This window comes from Micromonospora sp. NPDC002389 (assembly GCF_040296095.1).
Lineage (GTDB): Bacteria > Actinomycetota > Actinomycetes > Mycobacteriales > Micromonosporaceae > Micromonospora.
The window spans coordinates 44,110-63,719 of the sequence record NZ_JBEOWP010000020.1; the positions used below are offsets into that span (position 1 = coordinate 44,110).

20 protein-coding genes are annotated in these 19,610 nt (G+C 71.2%); 15 read left to right on the forward strand and 5 right to left on the reverse strand.

What is annotated here, in order from left to right; all coding sequences use genetic code 11:
* The first annotated feature begins 89 nt into the window (after positions 1 to 89).
* The 4 genes from ABT008_RS27450 to ABT008_RS27465 all read left to right on the forward strand — a co-directional run bounded on the left by ABT008_RS27450 (position 90) and on the right by ABT008_RS27465 (position 3,954).
* Entirely contained in the window at positions 90 to 1,376 is a 1,287-nt protein-coding gene (locus tag ABT008_RS27450) for a sugar ABC transporter substrate-binding protein (RefSeq protein ID WP_350699751.1), read from the forward strand.
* On the forward strand, positions 1,373 to 2,359 hold the full coding sequence (locus tag ABT008_RS27455) for a carbohydrate ABC transporter permease (RefSeq protein WP_350699753.1): 987 nt from the start codon (positions 1,373 to 1,375) through the stop codon (positions 2,357 to 2,359). The genes ABT008_RS27450 and ABT008_RS27455 overlap by 4 nt, the downstream gene beginning before the upstream one ends.
* 107 nt (positions 2,360 to 2,466) lie before the next feature.
* Positions 2,467 to 3,288 carry a carbohydrate ABC transporter permease gene (locus ABT008_RS27460; RefSeq protein WP_350699824.1) on the forward strand — a complete coding sequence of 274 codons (822 nt, stop codon included), beginning with the start codon at positions 2,467 to 2,469 and terminating at the stop codon, positions 3,286 to 3,288.
* 21 nt (positions 3,289 to 3,309) lie between these two features.
* A complete protein-coding gene (locus ABT008_RS27465) occupies positions 3,310 to 3,954 on the forward strand; it encodes an MOSC domain-containing protein (RefSeq protein WP_350699755.1) in 645 nt (214 codons plus the stop codon).
* A 171-nt stretch (positions 3,955 to 4,125) separates the two neighbouring features.
* On the opposite strand, the gene ABT008_RS27470 is transcribed toward ABT008_RS27465, so the two are convergent.
* From ABT008_RS27470 to ABT008_RS27480, 3 genes are all read right to left on the reverse strand, one after another.
* On the reverse strand, positions 4,126 to 5,031 hold the full coding sequence (locus ABT008_RS27470; protein WP_350699757.1) for a phytanoyl-CoA dioxygenase family protein: 906 nt from the start codon (positions 5,029 to 5,031) through the stop codon (positions 4,126 to 4,128).
* A gap of 219 nt (positions 5,032 to 5,250) precedes the next feature.
* Entirely contained in the window at positions 5,251 to 6,108 is an 858-nt protein-coding gene (locus ABT008_RS27475; protein ID WP_350699759.1) for a VldE C-terminal domain-containing protein, read from the reverse strand.
* Positions 6,109 to 6,219: 111 nt separating this feature from the next.
* Positions 6,220 to 7,008 carry an enoyl-CoA hydratase-related protein gene (locus ABT008_RS27480; RefSeq protein WP_350699761.1) on the reverse strand — a complete coding sequence of 263 codons (789 nt, stop codon included), beginning with the start codon at positions 7,006 to 7,008 and terminating at the stop codon, positions 6,220 to 6,222.
* 20 nt (positions 7,009 to 7,028) lie between these two features.
* Here ABT008_RS27480 and hemW point away from each other — a divergent pair, with 20 nt between their 5' ends.
* On the forward strand, positions 7,029 to 8,252 hold the full coding sequence (gene hemW, locus ABT008_RS27485) for a radical SAM family heme chaperone HemW (RefSeq protein ID WP_350699762.1): 1,224 nt from the start codon (positions 7,029 to 7,031) through the stop codon (positions 8,250 to 8,252).
* 15 nt (positions 8,253 to 8,267) lie between these two features.
* On the opposite strand, the gene ABT008_RS27490 is transcribed toward hemW, so the two are convergent.
* A complete protein-coding gene (locus ABT008_RS27490; RefSeq protein WP_350699764.1) occupies positions 8,268 to 8,918 on the reverse strand; it encodes a DUF4870 domain-containing protein in 651 nt (216 codons plus the stop codon).
* 211 nt (positions 8,919 to 9,129) lie between these two features.
* Between ABT008_RS27490 and hrcA the strand changes: the two genes are divergently transcribed.
* The 3 genes from hrcA (at position 9,130) to ABT008_RS27505 (ending at position 12,107) form a co-directional block, all read left to right on the forward strand.
* Complete coding sequence (gene hrcA, locus ABT008_RS27495; RefSeq protein WP_131053813.1) at positions 9,130 to 10,152, forward strand: heat-inducible transcriptional repressor HrcA; 1,023 nt, start codon at positions 9,130 to 9,132, stop codon at positions 10,150 to 10,152.
* Between the two features lie 73 nt (positions 10,153 to 10,225).
* The gene (gene dnaJ / locus ABT008_RS27500; RefSeq protein WP_350699766.1) at positions 10,226 to 11,371 is read left to right on the forward strand and encodes a molecular chaperone DnaJ; all 1,146 of its coding nucleotides are present in this window, start codon (positions 10,226 to 10,228) and stop codon (positions 11,369 to 11,371) included.
* 1 nt (position 11,372) lies between these two features.
* Entirely contained in the window at positions 11,373 to 12,107 is a 735-nt protein-coding gene (locus ABT008_RS27505; protein WP_350699768.1) for a 16S rRNA (uracil(1498)-N(3))-methyltransferase, read from the forward strand.
* Between the two features lie 229 nt (positions 12,108 to 12,336).
* Here the strand turns inward: ABT008_RS27505 and ABT008_RS27510 are convergent, their stop codons facing one another.
* Positions 12,337 to 13,098, reverse strand: coding sequence for an SDR family NAD(P)-dependent oxidoreductase (locus tag ABT008_RS27510; protein WP_350699770.1), 762 nt, complete (start codon positions 13,096 to 13,098; stop codon positions 12,337 to 12,339).
* A gap of 92 nt (positions 13,099 to 13,190) precedes the next feature.
* On the opposite strand from ABT008_RS27510, the gene ABT008_RS27515 reads away from it, so the two are divergent.
* From ABT008_RS27515 to era, 7 genes are all read left to right on the forward strand, one after another.
* Positions 13,191 to 13,553: a histidine triad nucleotide-binding protein gene (locus tag ABT008_RS27515; protein WP_176095306.1), complete on the forward strand. Its 363-nt coding sequence runs from the start codon at positions 13,191 to 13,193 to the stop codon at positions 13,551 to 13,553.
* A gap of 29 nt (positions 13,554 to 13,582) precedes the next feature.
* On the forward strand, positions 13,583 to 14,929 hold the full coding sequence (locus tag ABT008_RS27520) for a serine hydrolase domain-containing protein (protein ID WP_350699826.1): 1,347 nt from the start codon (positions 13,583 to 13,585) through the stop codon (positions 14,927 to 14,929).
* Between the two features lie 225 nt (positions 14,930 to 15,154).
* Positions 15,155 to 16,213 carry a PhoH family protein gene (locus ABT008_RS27525; RefSeq protein WP_350699828.1) on the forward strand — a complete coding sequence of 353 codons (1,059 nt, stop codon included), beginning with the start codon at positions 15,155 to 15,157 and terminating at the stop codon, positions 16,211 to 16,213.
* Between the two features lie 15 nt (positions 16,214 to 16,228).
* Positions 16,229 to 16,702 (forward strand): rRNA maturation RNase YbeY, encoded by a 474-nt coding sequence (ybeY, locus tag ABT008_RS27530; protein WP_350699772.1) that lies wholly within the window; start codon positions 16,229 to 16,231, stop codon positions 16,700 to 16,702.
* Entirely contained in the window at positions 16,678 to 18,084 is a 1,407-nt protein-coding gene (locus tag ABT008_RS27535; protein ID WP_350699774.1) for a hemolysin family protein, read from the forward strand. Before ybeY ends, ABT008_RS27535 begins: the two co-directional genes overlap by 25 nt.
* Entirely contained in the window at positions 18,077 to 18,454 is a 378-nt protein-coding gene (locus tag ABT008_RS27540; protein ID WP_131053822.1) for a cytidine deaminase-like protein, read from the forward strand. The genes ABT008_RS27535 and ABT008_RS27540 overlap by 8 nt, the downstream gene beginning before the upstream one ends.
* Before the next feature lie 156 nt (positions 18,455 to 18,610).
* Positions 18,611 to 19,498: a GTPase Era gene (era, locus tag ABT008_RS27545; protein ID WP_350699776.1), complete on the forward strand. Its 888-nt coding sequence runs from the start codon at positions 18,611 to 18,613 to the stop codon at positions 19,496 to 19,498.
* Positions 19,499 to 19,610: the final 112 nt, after the last annotated feature.

The following is a 19,610-nucleotide window of genomic DNA, read 5'->3' on the forward strand; positions in this document are numbered from 1 at the left end:
GATACCGTCGGGCCCGCCCACTGTCGTAAAGGAATCCTTCGTACTAGGGTGCGACGGAGAAGGTTAATGCCAGGCGGGAGGGAAGTCGCGTGAACAGGTGGAAACGGCTGGTCCCGGTCACCGCCGTGGTGGCCACGACCGCGATGGTGCTGGCCGGCTGCGGTGGCTCCGGTGACGACGCGGCAGACACCAGCAGACTGACGGTCTGGATGATGGGCGAGGGCAGCGAGGCGCAGACCGCGTTCCTCGACGCCGTGGAGACCGAGTTCCGGACCAAGCACCCCGACACCGACGTGGTCGTGCAGTACGTCCCCTGGCTGGAGGCGCCCAAGAAGTTCCAGGCCGCGCTCGCCGGTGGCGAAGGACCCGACATCACCGAGCTGGGCAACACCGAGACGCAGGGCTGGGCGGCGCAGGAGGCCCTCGCCGACGTGACCGACCGGATGAACGGCTGGGCCGAGGGCAAGGACATCCTGCCCGACCTGGTGCGCAACGCCCAGCTCGACGGACGGCAGTACGGCGTGCCGTGGTACGCCGGCGTCCGGGGCATCTACTACCGCACCGACTGGTTCGCCGAGGCCGGCGTGCAACCGCCGAAGACCTGGGACGAGCTGGTGGCGGCGGCCAAGGCGGTGCAGGCCGTCAAGCCCGGCACGTACGGCATCGCCCTGCCCGGCAACTCCGAGCTGCCGTTCTATTCGTTCCTCTGGGGCGCCGGCGGCGAGATCGCCACCCAGCAGGGCGACACCTGGACCTCCGGGCTGACCTCGCCGCAGGCGCAGCAGGCGGTGAAGTTCTGGACCGACCTGGTGACCGTGCACAAGGTCGCCCCGCCGGCCGCCGCCGGGTGGAACGAGATCGACGCGCGGACCCAGTTCGCCACCGGCAAGGCGGCGATGGCATTCGCCGGGAGCTGGCAGCAGGGCGCGATCGCCAAGGACAACCCGGAGATCGAGAAGGTCTGGGGCACCTTCCCCATCCCGAGCCCGGACGGCCGGCCCGCACCCGCCTTCGCCGGTGGCTCCGACCTGGCCGTCTGGCAGGACAGTCAGCGTCAGGACCTCGCCTGGGACTACCTCACCGTCCTACTGAACAAGAAGAACGCCCAGGAGTTCGCGGACAGTCTCGGCTTCTTCCCGGTCTACTCCGACCTGGTGGGCGGCGACCGGTACGCGAATGACAAGATCATGGCGGCGTTCGCGACCACGATGCAGAACACCAAGCTCACGCCGCTCACCCCCAGGTGGGTCGAGGTCAGCCGGACCAAGACGGTGACCCAGGCGATGAACAGCTCGGTCATGAAGGGTCAGAAGACGGTCGAACAGGCCACCGCCGAAGCGGCCGCGGAGATGGAAAGCATCCTCAACGCCAAGTGACCACGCTGACCGAGACGCCGGAGGCCGCTGCCGCACGGGAGACCCCCGTGCGGCGGCGCCGCCGAGTGGACCGCCTGCCGTACCTGCTGTTGCTGCCCTGCCTGGTGATCATCGGCGTCCTGCTGCTCTGGCCGCTCGGCCAGGTGGTGGTGATGTCCTTCCACCGGTTGGACAACGTCCGCCAGTTGCGCGGCGACCGGGACTGGCCCTGGGTCGGGCTGGGCAACTACGCCCAGATCCTCGGTGACCCGTTCTTCTGGACCGTGCTGCGCAACACGGTGCTGTTCGCCGCGGCCAACGTGGCGCTGACGATGGTCCTCGGCACCCTGGTCGGGCTGCTGCTCAACCGGTTGGGCCGACGGATGGCGGCGTTCGTGGCCAGTTGCGTGATGCTCGCCTGGGCCACCCCCGCGCTGACCGGCACCATCGTCTGGAAATGGATCTTCAACGACACCAGCGGGCTGGTCACCTGGGCCTTCAACGCGCTGCCGGACGGGCTCTCGCAGGCGCTCTTCGGCCGCACCGACTGGACCGGGTACGGCTGGTTCAACTCCCCGCTGCTGTTCTTCGCGATCCTCACGTTGGTGGTGGTCTGGCACTCCTTCCCGTTCGTCGCGGTCAGCGTGCTGGCCGGGCTCAAGAGCGTGCCGAGCGAGCTGCACGAGGCGGCCCGGGTCGACGGCGCCGGGCCGTGGCGGGTGTTCTGGCAGGTCACCGTGCCGTTGCTGCGGCCGGTCTTCGGCATCCTGGTGGTGCTCTCCACGATCTGGGACTTCAAGGTCTTCACCCAGTACTACGTGCTCGCCGGGGGCACCCAGGACCGACCGACCTTCATGCTCTCCGTCTACTCGTACGCCGAGGCGTTCTCACCCCCGCCCAAGTACGGCCTCGGCGCGGCGGTCGCGGTGATCCTCACGCTGATCCTGCTGGTCGTCACCGGGGTGTACGTGCGGATGGTGCTCAAGCAGGAGGAGGAGGCGTGACGGCCGACACGGCACCCGCCGCCGGGCGTACCCCCGCCGAGGCGCGTCCCACCGCTGGCGGTCGGCGGACGCGAGGCGGTGGGCGGCGCAGCCGTACCGTCCGGCGGATCGCCCTCAACGGCGCCGGCCTGCTGGTGGCGCTCTTCGCCGCCTTCCCGGTCTACTGGATGATCACCACCTCGCTCAAGCCGAGCAGTGAGATCTTCGCCAGTACGCCGCGCCCGCTGCCGGCCGAGCCGACGCTGGCGCACTACCGCCAGATCCTCACCGGGAACCTGATCCCCGGGGTCAGCTACACCGACTTCTTCCTCAACAGCCTGCTGGTCGCGGTGACCACGGTGCTGCTGAGCGGCCTGGTGGCCCTGCTCGCCGCCACCGCCGTGGCCCGGTTCCGCTTCACCCTCCGGACCAGCTTCCTGATCATGCTGCTGGTGGTGCAGATGATCCCGCTTGAGGCGCTGGTCATCCCGCTGTTCCTGATGATCCAGCGGCTCGGCCTCTACAACACCCTGCCCAGCCTGATCCTCACCTACCTGGGCTTCTCGCTGCCCTTCGCGATCTGGATGCTGCGCGGGTTCGTCGCCGCCGTACCCAAGGAACTGGAGGAGGCCGCGTCCATCGACGGCGCCAACCGGGCGCAGATCTTCCGCCGGATCCTGTTCCCGCTGGTGGCGCCAGGCCTGGTCGCGACCAGCATCTTCTCCTTCATCGTCGCGTGGAACGAGCTGATCTTCGCGTTGACCTTCATCAACCGGCAGGACCGCTACACCTTGCCGGTGGCGATGACCTTCTTCTTCGGGCGCGACGAGACCGCCTGGGGGCCGGTGATGGCGGCCTCCACACTGTTCACCCTGCCGGTGATCATCTTCTTCCTGTTGGTGCAGCGGCGGATGGTCTCCGGCCTGGTGGCCGGCGCGGTCAAGGGATGAGCCGGTCGTAGGCTGGCCGGTATGACGGGGAAACTGATCTCGGTGAACCTCGCGGTGGTCACCGAGGCGGCCTGGGCCGGTGATGCCAGCGGACGCAGCGGCATCGACAAGCGGCCGGCCGCCGAGCGGGTGACGGTACGCGCCGACGAGGTCGTCGGTGACTTCATCGGCGAACGGGCCCACCACGGCGGTCCCGACCAGGCGGTGTACGCGTACGCCACGGAGGACGCGCAGTGGTGGGCGGTGGAGTTGGGGCGGGACGTGCCGCCGGGGCGCTTCGGCGAGAACCTGAGCACGCTCGGGGTGGACGTGACCGATGCGGTGATCGGGGAGCGGTGGGCGATCGGGTCCGCGCTGTTGCAGGTGACCAAGCCGCGTACGCCCTGCCGGACGTTCGCCGGGTTCTGGGGCGTACCGGATCTGATCAAGCGGTTCACCGTACGCGCGGCACCCGGGGCGTACCTGCGGGTGCCGCGGGCCGGGACGGTGGGTGCCGGCGACCCGGTCGAGGTGGTGCACCGGCCGGCGCACGGGGTGACCATCGGTGAGGTGTTCCGGGCGCTGAGCCTGGAGCCCGCGCTGCTGCCCCGGCTGCTGGACGCCGACGACCTGCCCGAGTCGACCCGCGCCAAGGTGCACCGACGCCTGCGTACGCCCACCGGCTGACCGCCGCCGAACGCCGCTGCGCGCCGAACGCGCTTGCGGTGCGGCCGAACGCGCTGCGGTGCGGCTGGATGCGCTGCGGTGCGCGCCGGACGTGCTGCGGTGGGGCTGGATGTTAGGAAGGGTCCCCTGCTATGCACCAGGCGTTAGCAGGGGACCCTTCCTTACATCAGATCAGCGGAGCCAGGGGATGTTGCGGTTGAGCTGACCGCGCTCCTTGAGCTCCTTGCGCAGCGGGATCTCGTCGTCGATGTAACCGTCCCAGTTGATGCCCCAGTAGTTCGCGGTGTGGGTGCCCTCACCGCAGAGCTGGCGCTGCACCGGCGTGCGGTTGTTCCACCACTCGCCGTTCTGGTCGATGTGCAGCTCGTCCAGCGGGCGGATCCACCGGTAGGTGTAGCCCACGAAGAGCATCTTGCGGGTGATCGTCGACAGGTTCGTCGACCGCGAGTGCCACTGGCGGCGGTCGAAGATGAACGCGTCACCCGGGTTGGCGGTGATCTCGACGGTGCCCTCCGGGTCCGGGTTGTGCACCGTGGTGTCCGCCGGGCGGGGCAGCGAGTTCCACAGGTGGCTGCCCGGGATCACCTTGGTCGCGCCGCGACCGTTCTCCGACAGGTCGGAGAGCACGTAGGCGACCTTCAGCGAGAACATCGGCCGGGGCAGGTTCGGGTCCATCGTCTCCGGGTCGGAGTTCTGCCGGTACCCGTCCTGGTGCCACCCCCAGTACGGCTTCTCCGGCTCCAGCGCCGGCGGGGTGACGTCGAGGTGGTTGTGGTGCGAGTAGATGTTCCACCCGGCCAGACCCCACATGTACGGGAAGGCGATCGGGTGGGTGAGCAGTTCACCGAAGAGCTCGTCGCGCTCGAGGAAGCCGAGCAGGTGCAGGGTGCCGTCCTTGGTGGTCTTGCCCTTGGCCTTCTCCTCCTCGTACACCCGGTCGACCGCGGCCTCGAGAGCGGCCCGGTGGTCCTCGGTCAGCACGTTGCGCAGCAGGAGAAAGCCCTGCTCGTGGAACTCCTTGCGATCGACGTCGCTGATCGGTTCGTAGCCGGTCCGGTCGCCGTAGTCGAATGCCACGTCGTACCCCTCCCCAAGAGGTGAAACCAATTTCGGGCACAGGCCGCCGATCGTAACTCTCGTCGACACGCCCCGGGGAGTGCCCCGGCGCCTTCTCGCCACCGTCGCGACCGACGGCGGCGGATCAAATGCGGAGAGTCACTATCAATCGCGCCTTGCGGGCGATAAGGGCGAATAGCCGGTTTTCGCGGTGACTGCGGGTAAGGAGATCGAGGTCTTTCAGACGTCGGCGTGGACCTCGGCGAAGACCTGCGAGTCGCTGCGATCCTGCTCCGGCAGCCGCTTCCAGGTGCCGCGCTTGGCGGTCCACTCCCGGCCGTCGAAGGTGACCCGCTTCACCCCGTGCTCCTTGGCGTGCGAGACCATCCAGTGCGCGTACCGCCAGCCGGCGCGCTCGCCGTCAGCGGATGTGGTCAGCCCGACGGGACTCTCCTCGAAGTCGCTCAGCCCCCAGTCGAGCGCCAGCCCCTCGGCCAGCTTCGCGATCGCCGCCGCGCCGCGCAGCACCGGGTCGCCCCCCACCGTGCAGGTGACCGCCGTGGTGGCGTCGCCGAGCAGCGCCCGGGTCAGCACCTCCGACTCGTCGGCCCACTTCTCGTACGCCTCCGGGAAGGCGGAGCGCTGCACCTTCTGGGCGGCGTCGGTGACCCGCATGTCCTCCCAGCCGCGTACCTTCTTCAGCGCCGCGTAGAACTTCCGGGACGCGTACCGGGGGTCGCTGATCTGCTCCGGTGTGCCCCAGCCCTGGCTCGGCCGCTGCTGGAACAACCCCACCGAGTCGCGGTCGCCGCCGGCCAGGTTGCGCAGTCCGGACTCCTGGTACGCGGTGGCCAGCGCCACCACCACCGCCCGCTCCGGCATCTTGCGCTGAGCGCCGATGGCCGCGATCGTCGCCGCGTTGGCCATCTGCTGCGAGTCCAGCGTCACCTCACCGTCGGCCTGCACCGTGCACGCCCGACCGGCGAACGGCAGCCGCAACTGCTCACCGACCTGCCGCAGACCGAGGACGATCCCGATCACGGCGATCAGCACGAGGACCACGAAACCCGTCACGACTGCCCGAGTCCGCACCCACACCTCCCGGTATCAAGGTCCGCCAAGCGTACGTCCCGCGTCGACCGGTACGAGCGCTCCGACCGATTTACCCCGTCGTCGGTGCCCGATGAGGTTCCCCGGGGCGGCCCTTCCTCACCTGTCGAGTTCGGCGACCCACCGGGGTGGGCGCTTCTCCCGGAACGCGGTGACCCCCTCGATGCCGTCGCCGGACAGGAAGTAGCCGGTGGACAGCGCGGACAGCTCCGCCAGGTCGGCGCGCAGGTCGGTGCCGGCCGGGCGGCGCAGCAGGTCCTTCGCGCCGGCCAGCGCCGTCGGGGCGCCACGCACCAGCGAGTCGAGGTAGCGCCCGACCGTGGCGTCCAGCTCGTCGCCGGGCACCGCCGTGGTGACCAGGCCGATCTCGGCGGCCCGTCGGCCGTCGAAGGTGTCGCCGGTCAGGTACAGCTCGGCGGCGGCCCGCGGGAGCAGCCGGGGCAGCACCGTCGCCGAGATCACCGCCGGGATCACCCCGATCCGTACCTCGGTGAAGGCGAAGGTGGCCTCCGCCGCGCAGACCGCCAGGTCGGCCGCGGCGATCAGGCCCAGGCCGCCGGCCCGTGCCGGACCGGCCACCCGGGCCAGCACCGGCTTCGGGCACTCCCGGACCGCCGCGAGCACGTCACCGAGCATCCCGGCGGGCACCGTGCCGCTGGCGTACGCCGCCGCCGTCTCCTTCAGGTCCGCCCCGGAACAGAAGACCGGGCCGGTGTGGTCCAGCACGATCGCCCGGACGGCGTCGTCGTCGACCGCGGCAGCCAGCCCGGCCAGCAGTTCGGTCATCAACGGGGTGGAGAGCGCGTTGCGGTTGTGCGGGCTGTCCAGGGTGAGGGTGGTCACCCCACGGGCCGTGGCGACCCGCACGAACGCGTCGGGAGAGGTCATGTGAGGGCACACTAGTGGCCATGCCCGGCCTCCTTCCAGCAGGCGAACCCGTACCCGCCGACGGATCGCTGCCCGCCTCCGCCCTCGCCCGCGTCGGGCACCAGGGCTTCGGCGTGTACGTGCACGTGCCGTTCTGCGCCAGCCGCTGCGGCTACTGCGACTTCAACACGTACACCGCCGAGGAGTTGGGCGGCGGCGCGAGCCGGGAGGGGTACGCCGACACGGTGCTCGCCGAGCTGGCACTCGCCGCGCGGGTGCTGGGCGAGACGCCACCGGGCCGGGTGGAGACCGTCTTCGTCGGCGGCGGCACCCCCACCCTGCTGCCCGCCGACGACCTGGCCCGCATCCTCGACGCGATCGACCGCACCTGGGGGCTGGCCGCCGACGCCGAGGTGACCACCGAGGCCAACCCGGAGTCGGTCGACCCGGTCTCGCTCAAGGAACTGCGGGCAGCCGGCTACACCCGGATCTCGCTCGGCATGCAGTCGGCCACGCCCGGGGTGCTCGCCGTGCTCGACCGCCGGCACCGGGCCGGTCGCGCACCGGCCGCCGCACTGGAGGCGCGCGACGCCGGGTTCGCGCACGTCAACCTGGACCTGATCTATGGGACGCCGGGGGAGCGGGCGGAGGACTTCGCCGAGTCGCTGGCCCAGGTGGTGGCGGCGGGCGTCGACCACGTCAGCGCGTACGCCCTGATCGTCGAGGACGGCACCCGACTGGCCGCGCGGATGCGACGCGGCGAACTGCCGTACCCGGACGACGACGTCGCCGCGGAGCGTTACCTGGCCGCCGAGGCCGCTCTCGACGCGGCCGGTTTCTCCTGGTACGAGGTGTCCAACTGGGCGCGGACACCCGCCGCCCGGTGCCGGCACAACCTGTTGTACTGGACCGGTGGCGACTGGTGGGGCCTCGGCCCGGGCGCGCACAGCCACGTCGGTGGAGTGCGCTGGTGGAACGTCAAGCACCCCCGCGAGTACGCGAGCCGGCTCGCCGCCGGTGAGTCTCCCGGGATGGCCCGGGAGGTGCTCACCGACGGCGAGGCACACATGGAGGACGTCATGCTCCGGCTGCGGCTCGCGTCCGGGCTGCCGCTGGACGTCCTCGACGAGGCCGGTCGGGCGGCCGCCGCACGGGCGGTGGCGCAGGGACTACTCGCCGCACCCGCCCACGCGGCCGGCCGCGCCGTCCTCACGGTGCGCGGCCGGCTGCTCGCCGACGCCGTGGTGCGGGACCTGCTGCCCTGACAGGCGCCTCCGAGGTCAGCGCTTCACGAAGGCGTAGGTCATCGGGTAGCGGTAGAGGGCGCCCTCGTTGGCCTTGACCCCGGCGATGATGCCGAAGATCACCGGCACGATCCAGACCAGGAACGGCACGAAGAACAGCAGTCCGCAGGTGATCGCGGTGAGCACCCAACTGAGCAACCCGGCGATCGCCCAGGTGATCTGGAAGTTCACCGCGGCCACCGAGTGCGCCCGGACCACCGGGCTCTGCTGGCCTCGGGTCATCATCGCGATCAGCGGCGCGACCCAGCCCAGCAGACCCCCACCCACGATCACCCCGAGCGGGCCACCGAAGTGGGCGATCAGCGTCCAGGTCTTGTCCTCGTTGTTGGCGTAGCCGCCGCCGGGGGGACCGTAACCACCCGTCGGGTACCCGACACCGGGTGCGCCACCCGGCGGGTACTCGCCCGGCGGGGGATAGCCGCCCGGTGGGGGATAGCCGCCGGGCGGCGGGTAGCCGCCGGGCGGCGGATAGTCACCGGGTGGGCCGTAACCACCGGGCGGCGGGGGCTGGTCGCCGGTGGGCGGCGGATAGTCGCCGGGCGGGGGATAGCCGGGCTGGCCGGACGAGCCCGACAGTGGAGACGTGGGGTCGTCGCCGGAACCTGGAGGACGAGGTGGTTCAGTCATGTGGTCACGGTAGGTGCCAGCGGCAACGGACGCACCATAGCGACACCGGGGCGTGTCAACCCGTCGGCCGGTTTCCGCCACGACCGGGACGACTTGATCATCGCGGGCACGGGAACCCCGACGTAGACTGGCACTCGCTACAGTCGAGTGCCAGAGTGTTCCTCTGGCACTCTGAGCGCTCCGGGCTGACCTGCGACAGGAGGTGGGGAGGATGGGTCTCGACGACCGGAAACTCGCCGTGCTCCGGGCGATCGTCGAGGACTACGTCGCCACCCAGGAGCCGGTCGGCAGCAAGGCGCTCGTCGAACGGCACCAACTCGGTGTGTCCCCGGCCACCGTACGCAACGACATGGCCGTGCTGGAGGAGGAGGGCTACATCCGCCAGCCGCACACCAGTGCCGGACGGGTGCCCACCGATCGCGGCTACCGCCTCTTCGTCGACCGGCTCAGTCGGGTCAAGCCGCTCAGCCCGGCCGAACGCCGGGCGATCGAACGGTTCCTGGTCGGTGCGGTGGACCTCGACGACGTGGTGCACCGCACCGTACGTCTGCTCGCGCAACTCACCCGCCAGGTCGCCGTGGTGCAGTACCCGAGCCTGGCCCGCTCCACCGTCCGGCACCTGGAACTCGTGCCGATCTCGACCACCCGACTGACGCTGGTGATGATCGCCGACACCGGCCGGGTCGAGCAGCGGCTTGTCGAACTGCCCGCGCCGGTCCCCGCCGACGACGTCCTGGACCTGCGCCGACTGGTCAACGAGAAGCTGGTCGGCACCCGCCTGTCCGACACGCCACCGCTGGTGCAGACGCTCATCGACGAGTGTGCGCCGCACCTGCGCGCGGCCATGACCACGCTCTCCACCGTCCTGCTGGAGACCCTCGTCGAACGGCACGAGGAGCGGCTCGCTCTGGCCGGCACCGCCAACCTGGCCCGGGGCGGCCTGCTCGACTTCCAGGGGTCGCTGCGCCCCATCCTCGAAGCGCTCGAGGAGGAGGTGGTGCTGCTCAAGCTCATCGGCGAGGTCGAGCCGAGCACGCTGCGGGTCCGCATCGGCGACGAGAACCAGATCGACAACCTGCGGGCGGCGTCCGTGGTCAGCACCGGATACGGCCCGGGCGCGACCATCGTCGGGGGGATGGGCGTGCTGGGACCGACCCGGATGGACTACCCCGGAACAATCGCCACGGTGAGGGCCGTGGCACGCTACGTGGGCGAGCTGCTGGCCCAGAACTGACCAGTCAGGGCCGACGGCAGGCTGCCGCCACCGACCGGCGTAACGCGAGACGAACACGAGGACACGGAACCCAGTGGCCAGGGACTACTACGGCATTCTCGGCGTCAGCCGAGGGGCCTCCGACGACGAGATCAAGCGCGCCTACCGCAAGCTGGCGCGCCAGTTCCACCCGGACGTGAATCCGGACCCGGAGGCCCAGGAGAAGTTCAAGGACATCAACGCCGCGTACGAGGTGTTGTCCGACGACCGGAAACGGCAGATCGTCGACCTCGGTGGCGATCCGCTCGCACCGGGCGGCGGCGGTGCCGGTGGGCCGGGCGGCCCCGGTGGCGCCGGACCCTTCGTCGGCTTCCAGGACATCATGGACGCCTTCTTCGGCGGGGCCACCGGCGCCGGGCGTGGCCCGCGACCGCGTACCCGGCCCGGGGCCGACGCGATCCTGCGGCTGGAACTGGACCTGCAGGAGACGGCCTTCGGGGTCGAGGCCCCGATCACGGTCGACACCGCAGTGCTCTGCACCACCTGCACCGGGGCCGGCACGTCCGCCGGCACCCACCTGGCCACCTGCGAGGCGTGCGGTGGCCGGGGTGAGGTGCAGTCGGTGCAGCGCACCTTCCTCGGCCAGGTGGTCTCCGCCCGGCCGTGCACGGTCTGCCAGGGCTACGGCACCACCATCCCGCACCCCTGCCCCACCTGCGCCGGTGACGGCCGGGTCCGGACCCGCCGCTCACTGACCGTGAAGATCCCGGCCGGCGTCGAGGACGGGATGCGGATCCGCCTCGCGCAGCAGGGCGAGGTCGGTCCGGGTGGCGGCACCGCCGGTGACCTGTACGTGGAGATCCACGAGCGGCCGCACGACGTCTTCTCCCGCAAGGGCGACGACCTGCACTGCCGGGTCACCGTGCCGATGACCGCCGCCGCCCTCGGCACCCGGCTGACCATCAAGACGCTGGACAGCGAGGAGCCGGTCGACGTCAAACCGGGCACCCAGCCGGGCAGCACGCTGCGGCTACGGGCCCGGGGCGTACCGCACCTGCGCGGTGCCGGTCGGGGCGACCTCTACGTCCACCTTGACGTGCGTACCCCGACCAAGCTCGACGCCGACCAGGAGCGGATGCTGCGGGAGTTCGCCGTGACCCGGGGCGAGGAGGTCGCCGAGCTCAGCAAGCAGGGCGGCTTCTTCTCCCGGATGCGCGACGCCTTCAACGGCCACGCCTGAGGTGTCCGCACCGCTCTTCCTGGTCGAGTCGCTGCCCACCGGCGACTCGATGGTGCTCGACGGGCCGGAGGGCCATCACGCGGCCACCGTGCAGCGGCTCCGGGTCGGCGAGGAACTGCTGCTCGCCGACGGTCGGGGCGGCACCGCCGAGGCCGTGGTCAGCGCCGTCGGCCGAGGCACGCTCGACCTGGACATCACCGGTCGCGGGTACGTCGACGCGGCGAACCCGCGACTGGTGGTGGTGCAGGGCATCGCCAAGGGTGACCGGGGCGAGTTGGCCGTGCAGGCGATGACCGAGACGGGCGTGGACGAGATCGTGCCCTGGGCGGCATCCCGCTCGGTGGTGCAGTGGCGCGGCGAACGAGGCGTACGCGCCCGGGGCAAGTGGGTGGCGACCGCCCGGGAGGCGGCCAAGCAGGCCCGCCGGGCGTGGCTACCGGTGGTGGCCGGCGCCCCGGACGAGTCAAGCGCGTCGGTGGCCCGCCGGATCGCCGGTGCCGCCGCCGGCTACGTGCTGCACGAGGAGGCGAGCGACCGGCTGACCACCGTCGAGCTGCCCGACCGGGGCGAGATCGTGCTGGTGGTCGGCCCGGAAGGCGGCATCAGCCCGGCCGAGCTGACCTCCTTCCAGCAGGCCGGCGCGCAGCCGGTCCGACTCGGCCCGTCGGTGCTGCGTACCTCCACGGCCGGGGTGGCCGCCCTGGCCGTACTCGCCACCCGCCTGCTGCGCTGGTGACCGCCACCGGCCACGCCCGCGCGGCGGGGCCGGTACGCCCTGCCCGATGGCCGTGGCCGGTATCTCGTGCCTGATGGTCGTGGTCGATGCGCCGTGGCCGGCGGTCGTGGTCGATGCGCCGTGCTCGATGCGTCGTGGCCGGGCCGGGGTATGCACCTCGGCCCCTTTGCTCTGCTTCAACGGACGCAACGGTTTGCGGTCGGACGCGGCGCTCTCCGGCCGGGGATCTCTAGGTGCGCAGGTAGGAGGCGCCGTTGAGGTCCACGATGGTGCCGGAGGCCCACTCCGCCTCGGGGCTGGCCAACCAGTGCACCGCCGCTGCGATCTCCTCGGGGCGGGCCACCCGGTCGAACGGGCTCTGTGCCCGGATCGCCTCGCCGCGCGGCGACTTCAGGTGCTCGTTGGTCATGTCGGTCGCCACGAAACCGGGCGCGACCGTGGCGACCGCGATGCCGTACGGCGCCAGGGCCACCGCAAGCGACTGGGCCATCGCGTTGAGCCCGGCCTTGCTGGCGCCGTACGCCGGGTTGGCGGGCTCGCCCCGGAACGCTCCGCGCGACGAGACGTTGACGATGCGCCCACCGCCCGAGCGCATGTGCTGGGCCGCGCACCAGGCGGCGTTGGCCGCGCCGAGCAGGTTGGTGTCGAGGATCTCGCGCCACCGTCGCTGCCACTGCTCGTAGCTGCTCTCGAAGACCGGGTGCGGTGGATCTGCCGGGCCGAACACCCCGGCGTTGTTGACGAGTACGTCGAGCCCGCCGAGTCGTGCTGCGGCCTTGTCCACCATCGCCCGTACCGCGTCGGGGTCGGCCAGGTCGGCGCGGACCACCAGATGGCCGTCGCCGGGAAGCTCGGCCCGCAACGTCTCGGCCAGTTCCGCCGAGTCGCGGTGGTGGATCGCCACCCGGTCGCCGGAGGCGGCGAACGCCTTGACCACCGCCCGCCCGATGCCGCGTGAACCACCCGTGACCAGTACCGCCCGCCCTGCCATGCGCGCCATCCTGCCGCACCCACCTGGATGTAAGGAAGGGACCCTTCCTATACACGAGGCGTTAGTAGGGGACCCTTCCTTACACTGCCCCGGTGAGTACTCCTGACTGCCTGTTCTGCCGGATCGTCGCCGGGGAGATCCCGGCCACCGTGGTCCGCGAGACCCCCACCACGCTCGCCTTCCGCGACATCGACCCGAAGGCGCCGGTACACGTCCTGGTCATCCCCAAGGAGCACTACGCCGACGTGGCCACCCTGGCCGCCGGTGACCCGGCGCTGGCCGGTGAGGTGCTGGCCACGGCCGCCGCGGTGGCCGAGGACGAGGGGCTGCTCGGGGACGGCTTCCGGCTGATGTTCAACACCGGGGCGTACGGCGGTCAGGAGGTCTTCCACGTGCACGCGCACCTGTTGGGCGGCGCGCCGCTCGGGCCGATGCTGGCCCGGAGCGTGGCGTGACCACAGCCGCCACCGGTCGGCTCGACCGGATGGTGCAGCAGGTCCAGGCGCGGGGACGGGTGCCGGCCCTGGCGGCGGCGGTGCACCGGGCCGACCGCCCGCTGTGGACCTGCGCGGTCGGCGGCACCGGCAACGACACCGTGCTGGACGCGGACACCCGGTTCCGCATCGGGTCGGTGACCAAGACCTTCACCGCCGTGCTCGCCCTCCAGTGCCGCGACGACGGCCTGCTCGACCTGGACGATCCGCTGGACCGGCATCTGGACCTGCCGGCCCACGGCGAGCTGACCGTGCGTCGCGTGCTGTCGCACACCGCCGGCCTGCAACGGGAGCCGTACGGCGACGTCTGGGACACGTTGCGGGCGCCGGACGCCGACCGGCTGGTCGCCGAGCTGGCCCGGGCGGAGCGGGTGCTGCCGCCGGGCCGTCGCTACCACTACTCGAACCTGGGGATGGCGCTGCTCGGTCGGCTGGTCGGCCGGGTGCGGGGCGGGACCTGGGCCGAGGTGCTGACCGAGCGGGTACTCGTCCCGCTGGGGCTGACCGCGACCACGGCCGACCCGGGCCCCCGCGCGGCGACCGGGTTCCTGGTCGACGCGTACTCCGACGAGGCGCGCCCGGAGCCGCCGACCGACTTCGGCGCGGTCGGCCCCGCCGCGCAGCTGTGGAGCACCGCCGGTGACATGGCCCGCTGGGCGGCCTTCCTGGCCGATCCGGTGGCGCTGGACCCGACCGGCGCGGTGCTCGCGCCGGCCACGCTCGAGGAGATGCGCTGGCCGGTGACGGTCACCGACGAGACGTCGTGGTCCGGCGGTTTCGGCCTGGGCCTGCTCCTGGTGCCGCAGGGCCAGCGGGTGGTGCACGTCGGGCACGACGGCGCGATGCCCGGGTTCCTCGCCGGGGTGTACGGCCGGCGGGGCGGCGAGGACGCTCCCGCCGCGTTCGGCGCCGCCGTGCTGGGTTCCTCCGGTACCGCCGTGGACGTGCTGGAGCTGCCGCACCGGCTGCTCGCCGCCTCGGTCGAGCACGACCCGGCCGACATCGTGCCGTGGCGGCCGGGCACACCGGCTCCGGAGCACCTGCGCGGGCTGCTCGGTCGCTGGTGGGGCGAGGGTTTCGAGTACGTCTTCGGCTGGCACGACGGCGCCCTGCAGGCCCGGGGTGCCGGTGACCCGTCGGAGAAGCCGCCGGCGGTCTTCGCGCCGGTGCCGGAGCAGCCGGACGTGTTCCGGACGGTCTCCGGCCGGGAGGTCGGCGAACTGCTCCGGCTGACCCGGGACTCCGCCGGCGAGGTGGTCCGGATGCACTGGGCGACCTACCGGTTCACCCGACGGCAGGAGACCTTCGACAGGTACGACTTCCGGGCCGGAAGCTGAGGAGTTTTGTCTACTTGTGCACCAGTCGTCGGATGGTGTGGCGGCCACTCGTCGTCGCCCGTGTGAGCAGGCGCACCGAGGGGCCACGACCGGCCGTTCCCGGGGGAAATGGGCGGCGTGTCCGCGCCGTTGAACCGATACGATGGAGCCAACATCCGCACGCCGTGGCAGCAGGCCCGGCGCCGAGATCGAGAGCAGGTGGCGCAGGGCCCCTCGGCCCGACCTATGACCGGCACCCCACCTCCCGGCCCGCCCCGTGTGCAGACCAAGATCACGGTCCCCGACTCGAAGATCATGGTCAACCTGCTCGGCGCGGGTGACGAGATCCTGCGACTGGTCGAGCGCTCCGTGAACAGTGACGTGCACGTACGCGGCAATGAGATCACGATCACCGGTGCCCCCGCCGACAACGCTCTCGCCGAGCGGATCTTCAGCGAACTCCTCGAACTGATCGAGAAAGGCGAGACCCTGACCACAGACGCCGTCCGGCGTACCGTCGGCATGCTCGAACAGGGCGGCGCGGAGCGGCCCGCAGAGGTCCTGACGCTCAACATCCTGTCCCGGCGCGGGCGGACCATCCGTCCCAAGACGCTCGGGCAGAAGCGCTACGTCGACGCGATCGACGGGCACACCATCGTCTTCGGCATCGGCCCGGCCGGCACCGGCAAGACCTACCTCGCCATGGCGAAGGCGGTCCAGGCGTTGCAGGCCAAGCAGGTCAACCGGATCATCCTGACCCGACCGGCGGTCGAGGCGGGGGAGCGGCTGGGCTTCCTGCCCGGCACGCTCAACGAGAAGATCGACCCCTACCTGCGTCCGCTCTACGACGCGCTGCACGACATGCTGGACCCGGAGACCATCCCGAAGCTGATGGCGGCGGGCACCATCGAGGTCGCCCCGCTGGCATATATGCGAGGTAGGACGTTAAATGACGCGTTCATCATTCTCGACGAGGCGCAGAACACCACCCCCGAGCAGATGAAGATGTTCCTCACCCGACTCGGGTTCGGGTCCAAGATCGTGGTGACCGGTGACGTCACCCAGGTGGACCTGCCCGGCGGGACGACCAGCGGGCTGCGCGTGGTCCGGGAGATCCTGGAAGGCGTCCCGGACGTGCACTTCGCGCAGCTCTCCAGCGCCGACGTGGTGCGGCACCGACTGGTCGGTGAGATCGTCGACGCGTACGCCCGGTGGGACGCCGAGCGGGAGAACCAGCAGGCCCAGGGCGTGCACGCGGTGGCCGGGCGTACTGCCCAGGGCAACCGCGCCGGCCGGCGCCGCTAGACCGAGGGAAGACAGTTGTCCATCGAGATCGCCAACGAGTCCGGTGTCGAGGTCGACACCGACGCCGTACTCGCCGTCGCCCGGCACGCGCTCGACGAGATGGGGGTCAATCCCCTCGCCGAGCTCTCCGTGCTGCTGGTCGACATCGACTACATGACCGAGCTGAACCATCGCTGGATGGGCGGCGACGGTCCCACCGACGTGCTCGCGTTCCCCATGGACGAGGGCAGCGTCGACCACGGGCCGGGGGAGAACGCCGCCGCCGGTGGCGAACCGGCCCTGCTCGGTGACATCGTGCTCTGCCCGGAGGTGGCGGCGAAACAGGCCGCGACCGCCGGGCACGGCGCCGCCGACGAGCTGCACCTGCTCACCGTGCACGGCGTGCTGCACCTGCTCGGCTACGACCACGCGGAGCCGGAGGAGGAGCGGGAGATGTTCGGGCTCCAGGCCCGGCTGCTGTCCAGTTGGCGGTCGACCCGCTCCCAGTGATGGACACTGTGCTGGCCGCGCCCGCCACCGGCCTACCCGATCTGCAACTGCTCGTCTTCGCGGCCGGGCTGGTGGTGCTCGCCGGCCTGATCGCGATGACCGAGGCGGCCCTGGCCGCGGTCTCCCCGGCCCGCGCCGCCGAACTGGCCCGCGACGGAGCCCGGGGAGCCCGTACGCTCCAGGCGGTCGCCGGTGACGTGGTCCGTCACCTCAACCTCCTGCTGCTGCTCCGGCTGCTCGCCGAGCTGACCGCCACCACGCTGGTGGCGCTGGTCGCGGTGGACACCTTCGGCGCGGGCTGGCGGGCGGCACTGATCACCGCCGGGGCGATGACCGTGGTCAGCTTCGTGGTGGTCGGCGTCGGTCCGCGTACCCTCGGCCGGCAGCACGCATACGTGGTGGGCCGCTCGGCCGCGCCGCTGGTGCGCTGGCTGGGTCGGGTGCTCAATCCGCTCGCGTCGCTACTGATCCTGATCGGCAACGCGGTGACGCCCGGGCGCGGCTTCCGCGAGGGGCCGTTCGCCACCCAGGTCGAGCTGCGCGAACTGGTCGACCTCGCCGAGCAGCGGGGTGTGGTGGAGCACGGCGAACGGCAGATGATCCACTCGGTCTTCGCCCTCGGCGACACCATCGCCCGCGAGGTGATGGTGCCGCGTACCGAGATGGTGTGGATCGAGTCGGGCAAGAATCTGTCCCAGGCGCTCGCGTTGTTCCTGCGCTCCGGCTTCTCCCGGATCCCGGTGATCGGCGAGAGCGTCGACGACGTGCTCGGCATCCTCTATCTCAAGGACCTGATCCGGCGTACCCAGGGCGGGGCTACCGAGGACGCGCAGCTCCCGGTGGCCGAGCTGATGCGGCCGGCGACCTTCGTGCCGGAGTCCAAGCCCGTCGACGACCTGCTCTCCGAGATGCAGGCCGCCCGCAACCACCTGGTCATCGTGGTCGACGAGTACGGCGGCACCGGTGGTCTGGTCACCATCGAGGACATCCTCGAAGAGATCGTCGGGGAGATCACCGACGAGTACGACGTCGAGCGTCCGCCGATCGAGCAGTTGCCGGACGGCGCGGTGCGGGTCACCGCCCGGCTGCCGGTGGAGGCGCTCGGCGAGCTGTTCGACACCGAGCTGCCGCACGACGAGGTCGAGACCGTGGGCGGTCTGCTCGCCCAGTCTCTCGGCCGGGTGCCGATCCCCGGCGCCGAGGCGGAGGTGTCCGGCCTGCGGCTGATCGCCGAGGGCACCACCGGCCGCCGCAACCGGATCGACACGGTGCTGGTGCACCGGGTCGAGCCGTCCGACACGCAGGAGAACCCGGGTGGCGAGGCGACGGCCTCCCGGGGCGACACCGACCGATCCGAGGAGAGGCTGCCCGCCGATGCCTGAGTCACCCGCCGTACCGACCGCCCTGCCCGCCGAGGCCGAACTGAGCGCCGAGGACGGCAAGCTGGTCATCCTCGCCCGGGGTGCCCGGGGTCGGGTGGGTGCCGTGGAGGGTGCGGCCGTCCGGGACCAGGACGGTCGCACGTACGCGGCGGCGAGCGTGTCGCTGCCCTCGCTGACCATCACCGCGCTCCAGTTGGCGGTCGCCTCTGCGGCTGCGGCGGGTGCCACCCGGTTGGAGGCCGCCGTGGTGGTGACCGAGGCGTCCACCCTGGACGGCGCCGGCTACGCGGCCGTACGTGACCTGGCCGCCGACGCCCCGGTCCACCTGGCCGCCCCCGACGGCACGGTCCTCGGCACGGTGACCGCATGAGCGAGCGGAGTGAGCGAATCATCAGGTGCAGTGTGGTGGTGCCTCATGGCGGCGCGGAGCGTAGTGGAGTGCCGGCATGAGCGAGCGGAGTGAGCGAATCATCAGGTGCAGTGTGGTGGTGCCTCATGGCGGCGCGGAGCGTAGCGGAGTGCCGGCATGAGCGAGCGGGACTATCGGGCCGGGTTCGCCTGTTTCGTGGGGCGGCCGAACGCCGGCAAGTCCACGCTGACCAACGCGATCGTCGGGCAGAAGATCGCCATCACCTCGAACAAGCCGCAGACCACCCGGCACGTCATCCGTGCGGTGCTGCACCGGCCGGACTCGCAGTTGGTGCTGGTCGACACGCCGGGCCTGCACCGGCCGCGTACGTTACTCGGGGAGCGGCTCAACGACCTGGTGCGGCAGACCTGGAGCGAGGTCGACGTGATCGGCCTGTGCATCCCGGCCGACGAGCCGGTCGGTCGTGGTGACCGGTTCATCACCGGGGAGCTGGCCGAGCTGAAGGCGACCGTGCTGGCGGTGGTCACCAAGACCGACCTGGTCGACAAGAAGCGGCTGGCCGAGCAACTGCTGGCCGTCAGCGAGCTGGGCGAGTTCGCGGAGGTGGTGCCGGTCAGCGCGGTCTCCGGGCACCAGGTGGACACCCTGGTCGAGGTGATGACGGGTTATCTCCCCGAGTCCCCGCAGCTCTATCCGGACGACATGCTCACCGACGACCCGGAGCAGGTGCTGGTCGCCGAGCTGATCCGGGAGGCGGCGCTGGAGGGTGTACGCGACGAGCTGCCGCACTCGATCGCCGTGGTGGTCGAGGAGATGATTCCCGAGGGCCGCCTGATGAAGATCTACGCCGACGTGTACGTCGAGCGGTCGAGTCAGAAGGCGATCGTGATCGGGCATCGGGGCGCGCGGCTCAAGGCGGTGGGCACCGCCGCGCGTCGGCAGATCGAGGAGCTGTTGGGCACCAAGATCTATCTCGACCTGCACGTCCGGGTGGCCAAGGACTGGCAGCGCGATCCGAAGCAGTTGCGCAAGCTCGGTTTCTGACGGCTCCGACGCGTACCGGACGAAATGGACGGCGAGCGCCTGAGTGTCTGATCGGTACCGGTCAGGCATATGGGAAGTTTCACTATACCGCTGGGTAGTTGGTCGTTTCCGT

Excerpts from the sequence above, each read along its gene's own strand:
- ABT008_RS27465 (WP_350699755.1), top strand. The coding sequence starts at position 3,310 with ATGACGGGGAAACTGATCTCGGTGAACCTCGCGGTGGTCACCGAGGCG.
- ABT008_RS27480 (WP_350699761.1), bottom strand. The coding sequence starts at position 7,008 with ATGACCTCTCCCGACGCGTTCGTGCGGGTCGCCACGGCCCGTGGGGTG.
- hemW (WP_350699762.1), top strand. The coding sequence starts at position 7,029 with ATGCCCGGCCTCCTTCCAGCAGGCGAACCCGTACCCGCCGACGGATCG.
- ABT008_RS27490 (WP_350699764.1), bottom strand. The coding sequence starts at position 8,918 with ATGACTGAACCACCTCGTCCTCCAGGTTCCGGCGACGACCCCACGTCT.
- hrcA (WP_131053813.1), top strand. The coding sequence starts at position 9,130 with ATGGGTCTCGACGACCGGAAACTCGCCGTGCTCCGGGCGATCGTCGAG.
- ABT008_RS27510 (WP_350699770.1), bottom strand. The coding sequence starts at position 13,098 with ATGGCAGGGCGGGCGGTACTGGTCACGGGTGGTTCACGCGGCATCGGG.
- ABT008_RS27520 (WP_350699826.1), top strand. The coding sequence starts at position 13,583 with ATGGTGCAGCAGGTCCAGGCGCGGGGACGGGTGCCGGCCCTGGCGGCG.
- ABT008_RS27525 (WP_350699828.1), top strand. The coding sequence starts at position 15,155 with ATGACCGGCACCCCACCTCCCGGCCCGCCCCGTGTGCAGACCAAGATC.
- ABT008_RS27540 (WP_131053822.1), top strand. The coding sequence starts at position 18,077 with ATGCCTGAGTCACCCGCCGTACCGACCGCCCTGCCCGCCGAGGCCGAA.
- era (WP_350699776.1), top strand. The coding sequence starts at position 18,611 with ATGAGCGAGCGGGACTATCGGGCCGGGTTCGCCTGTTTCGTGGGGCGG.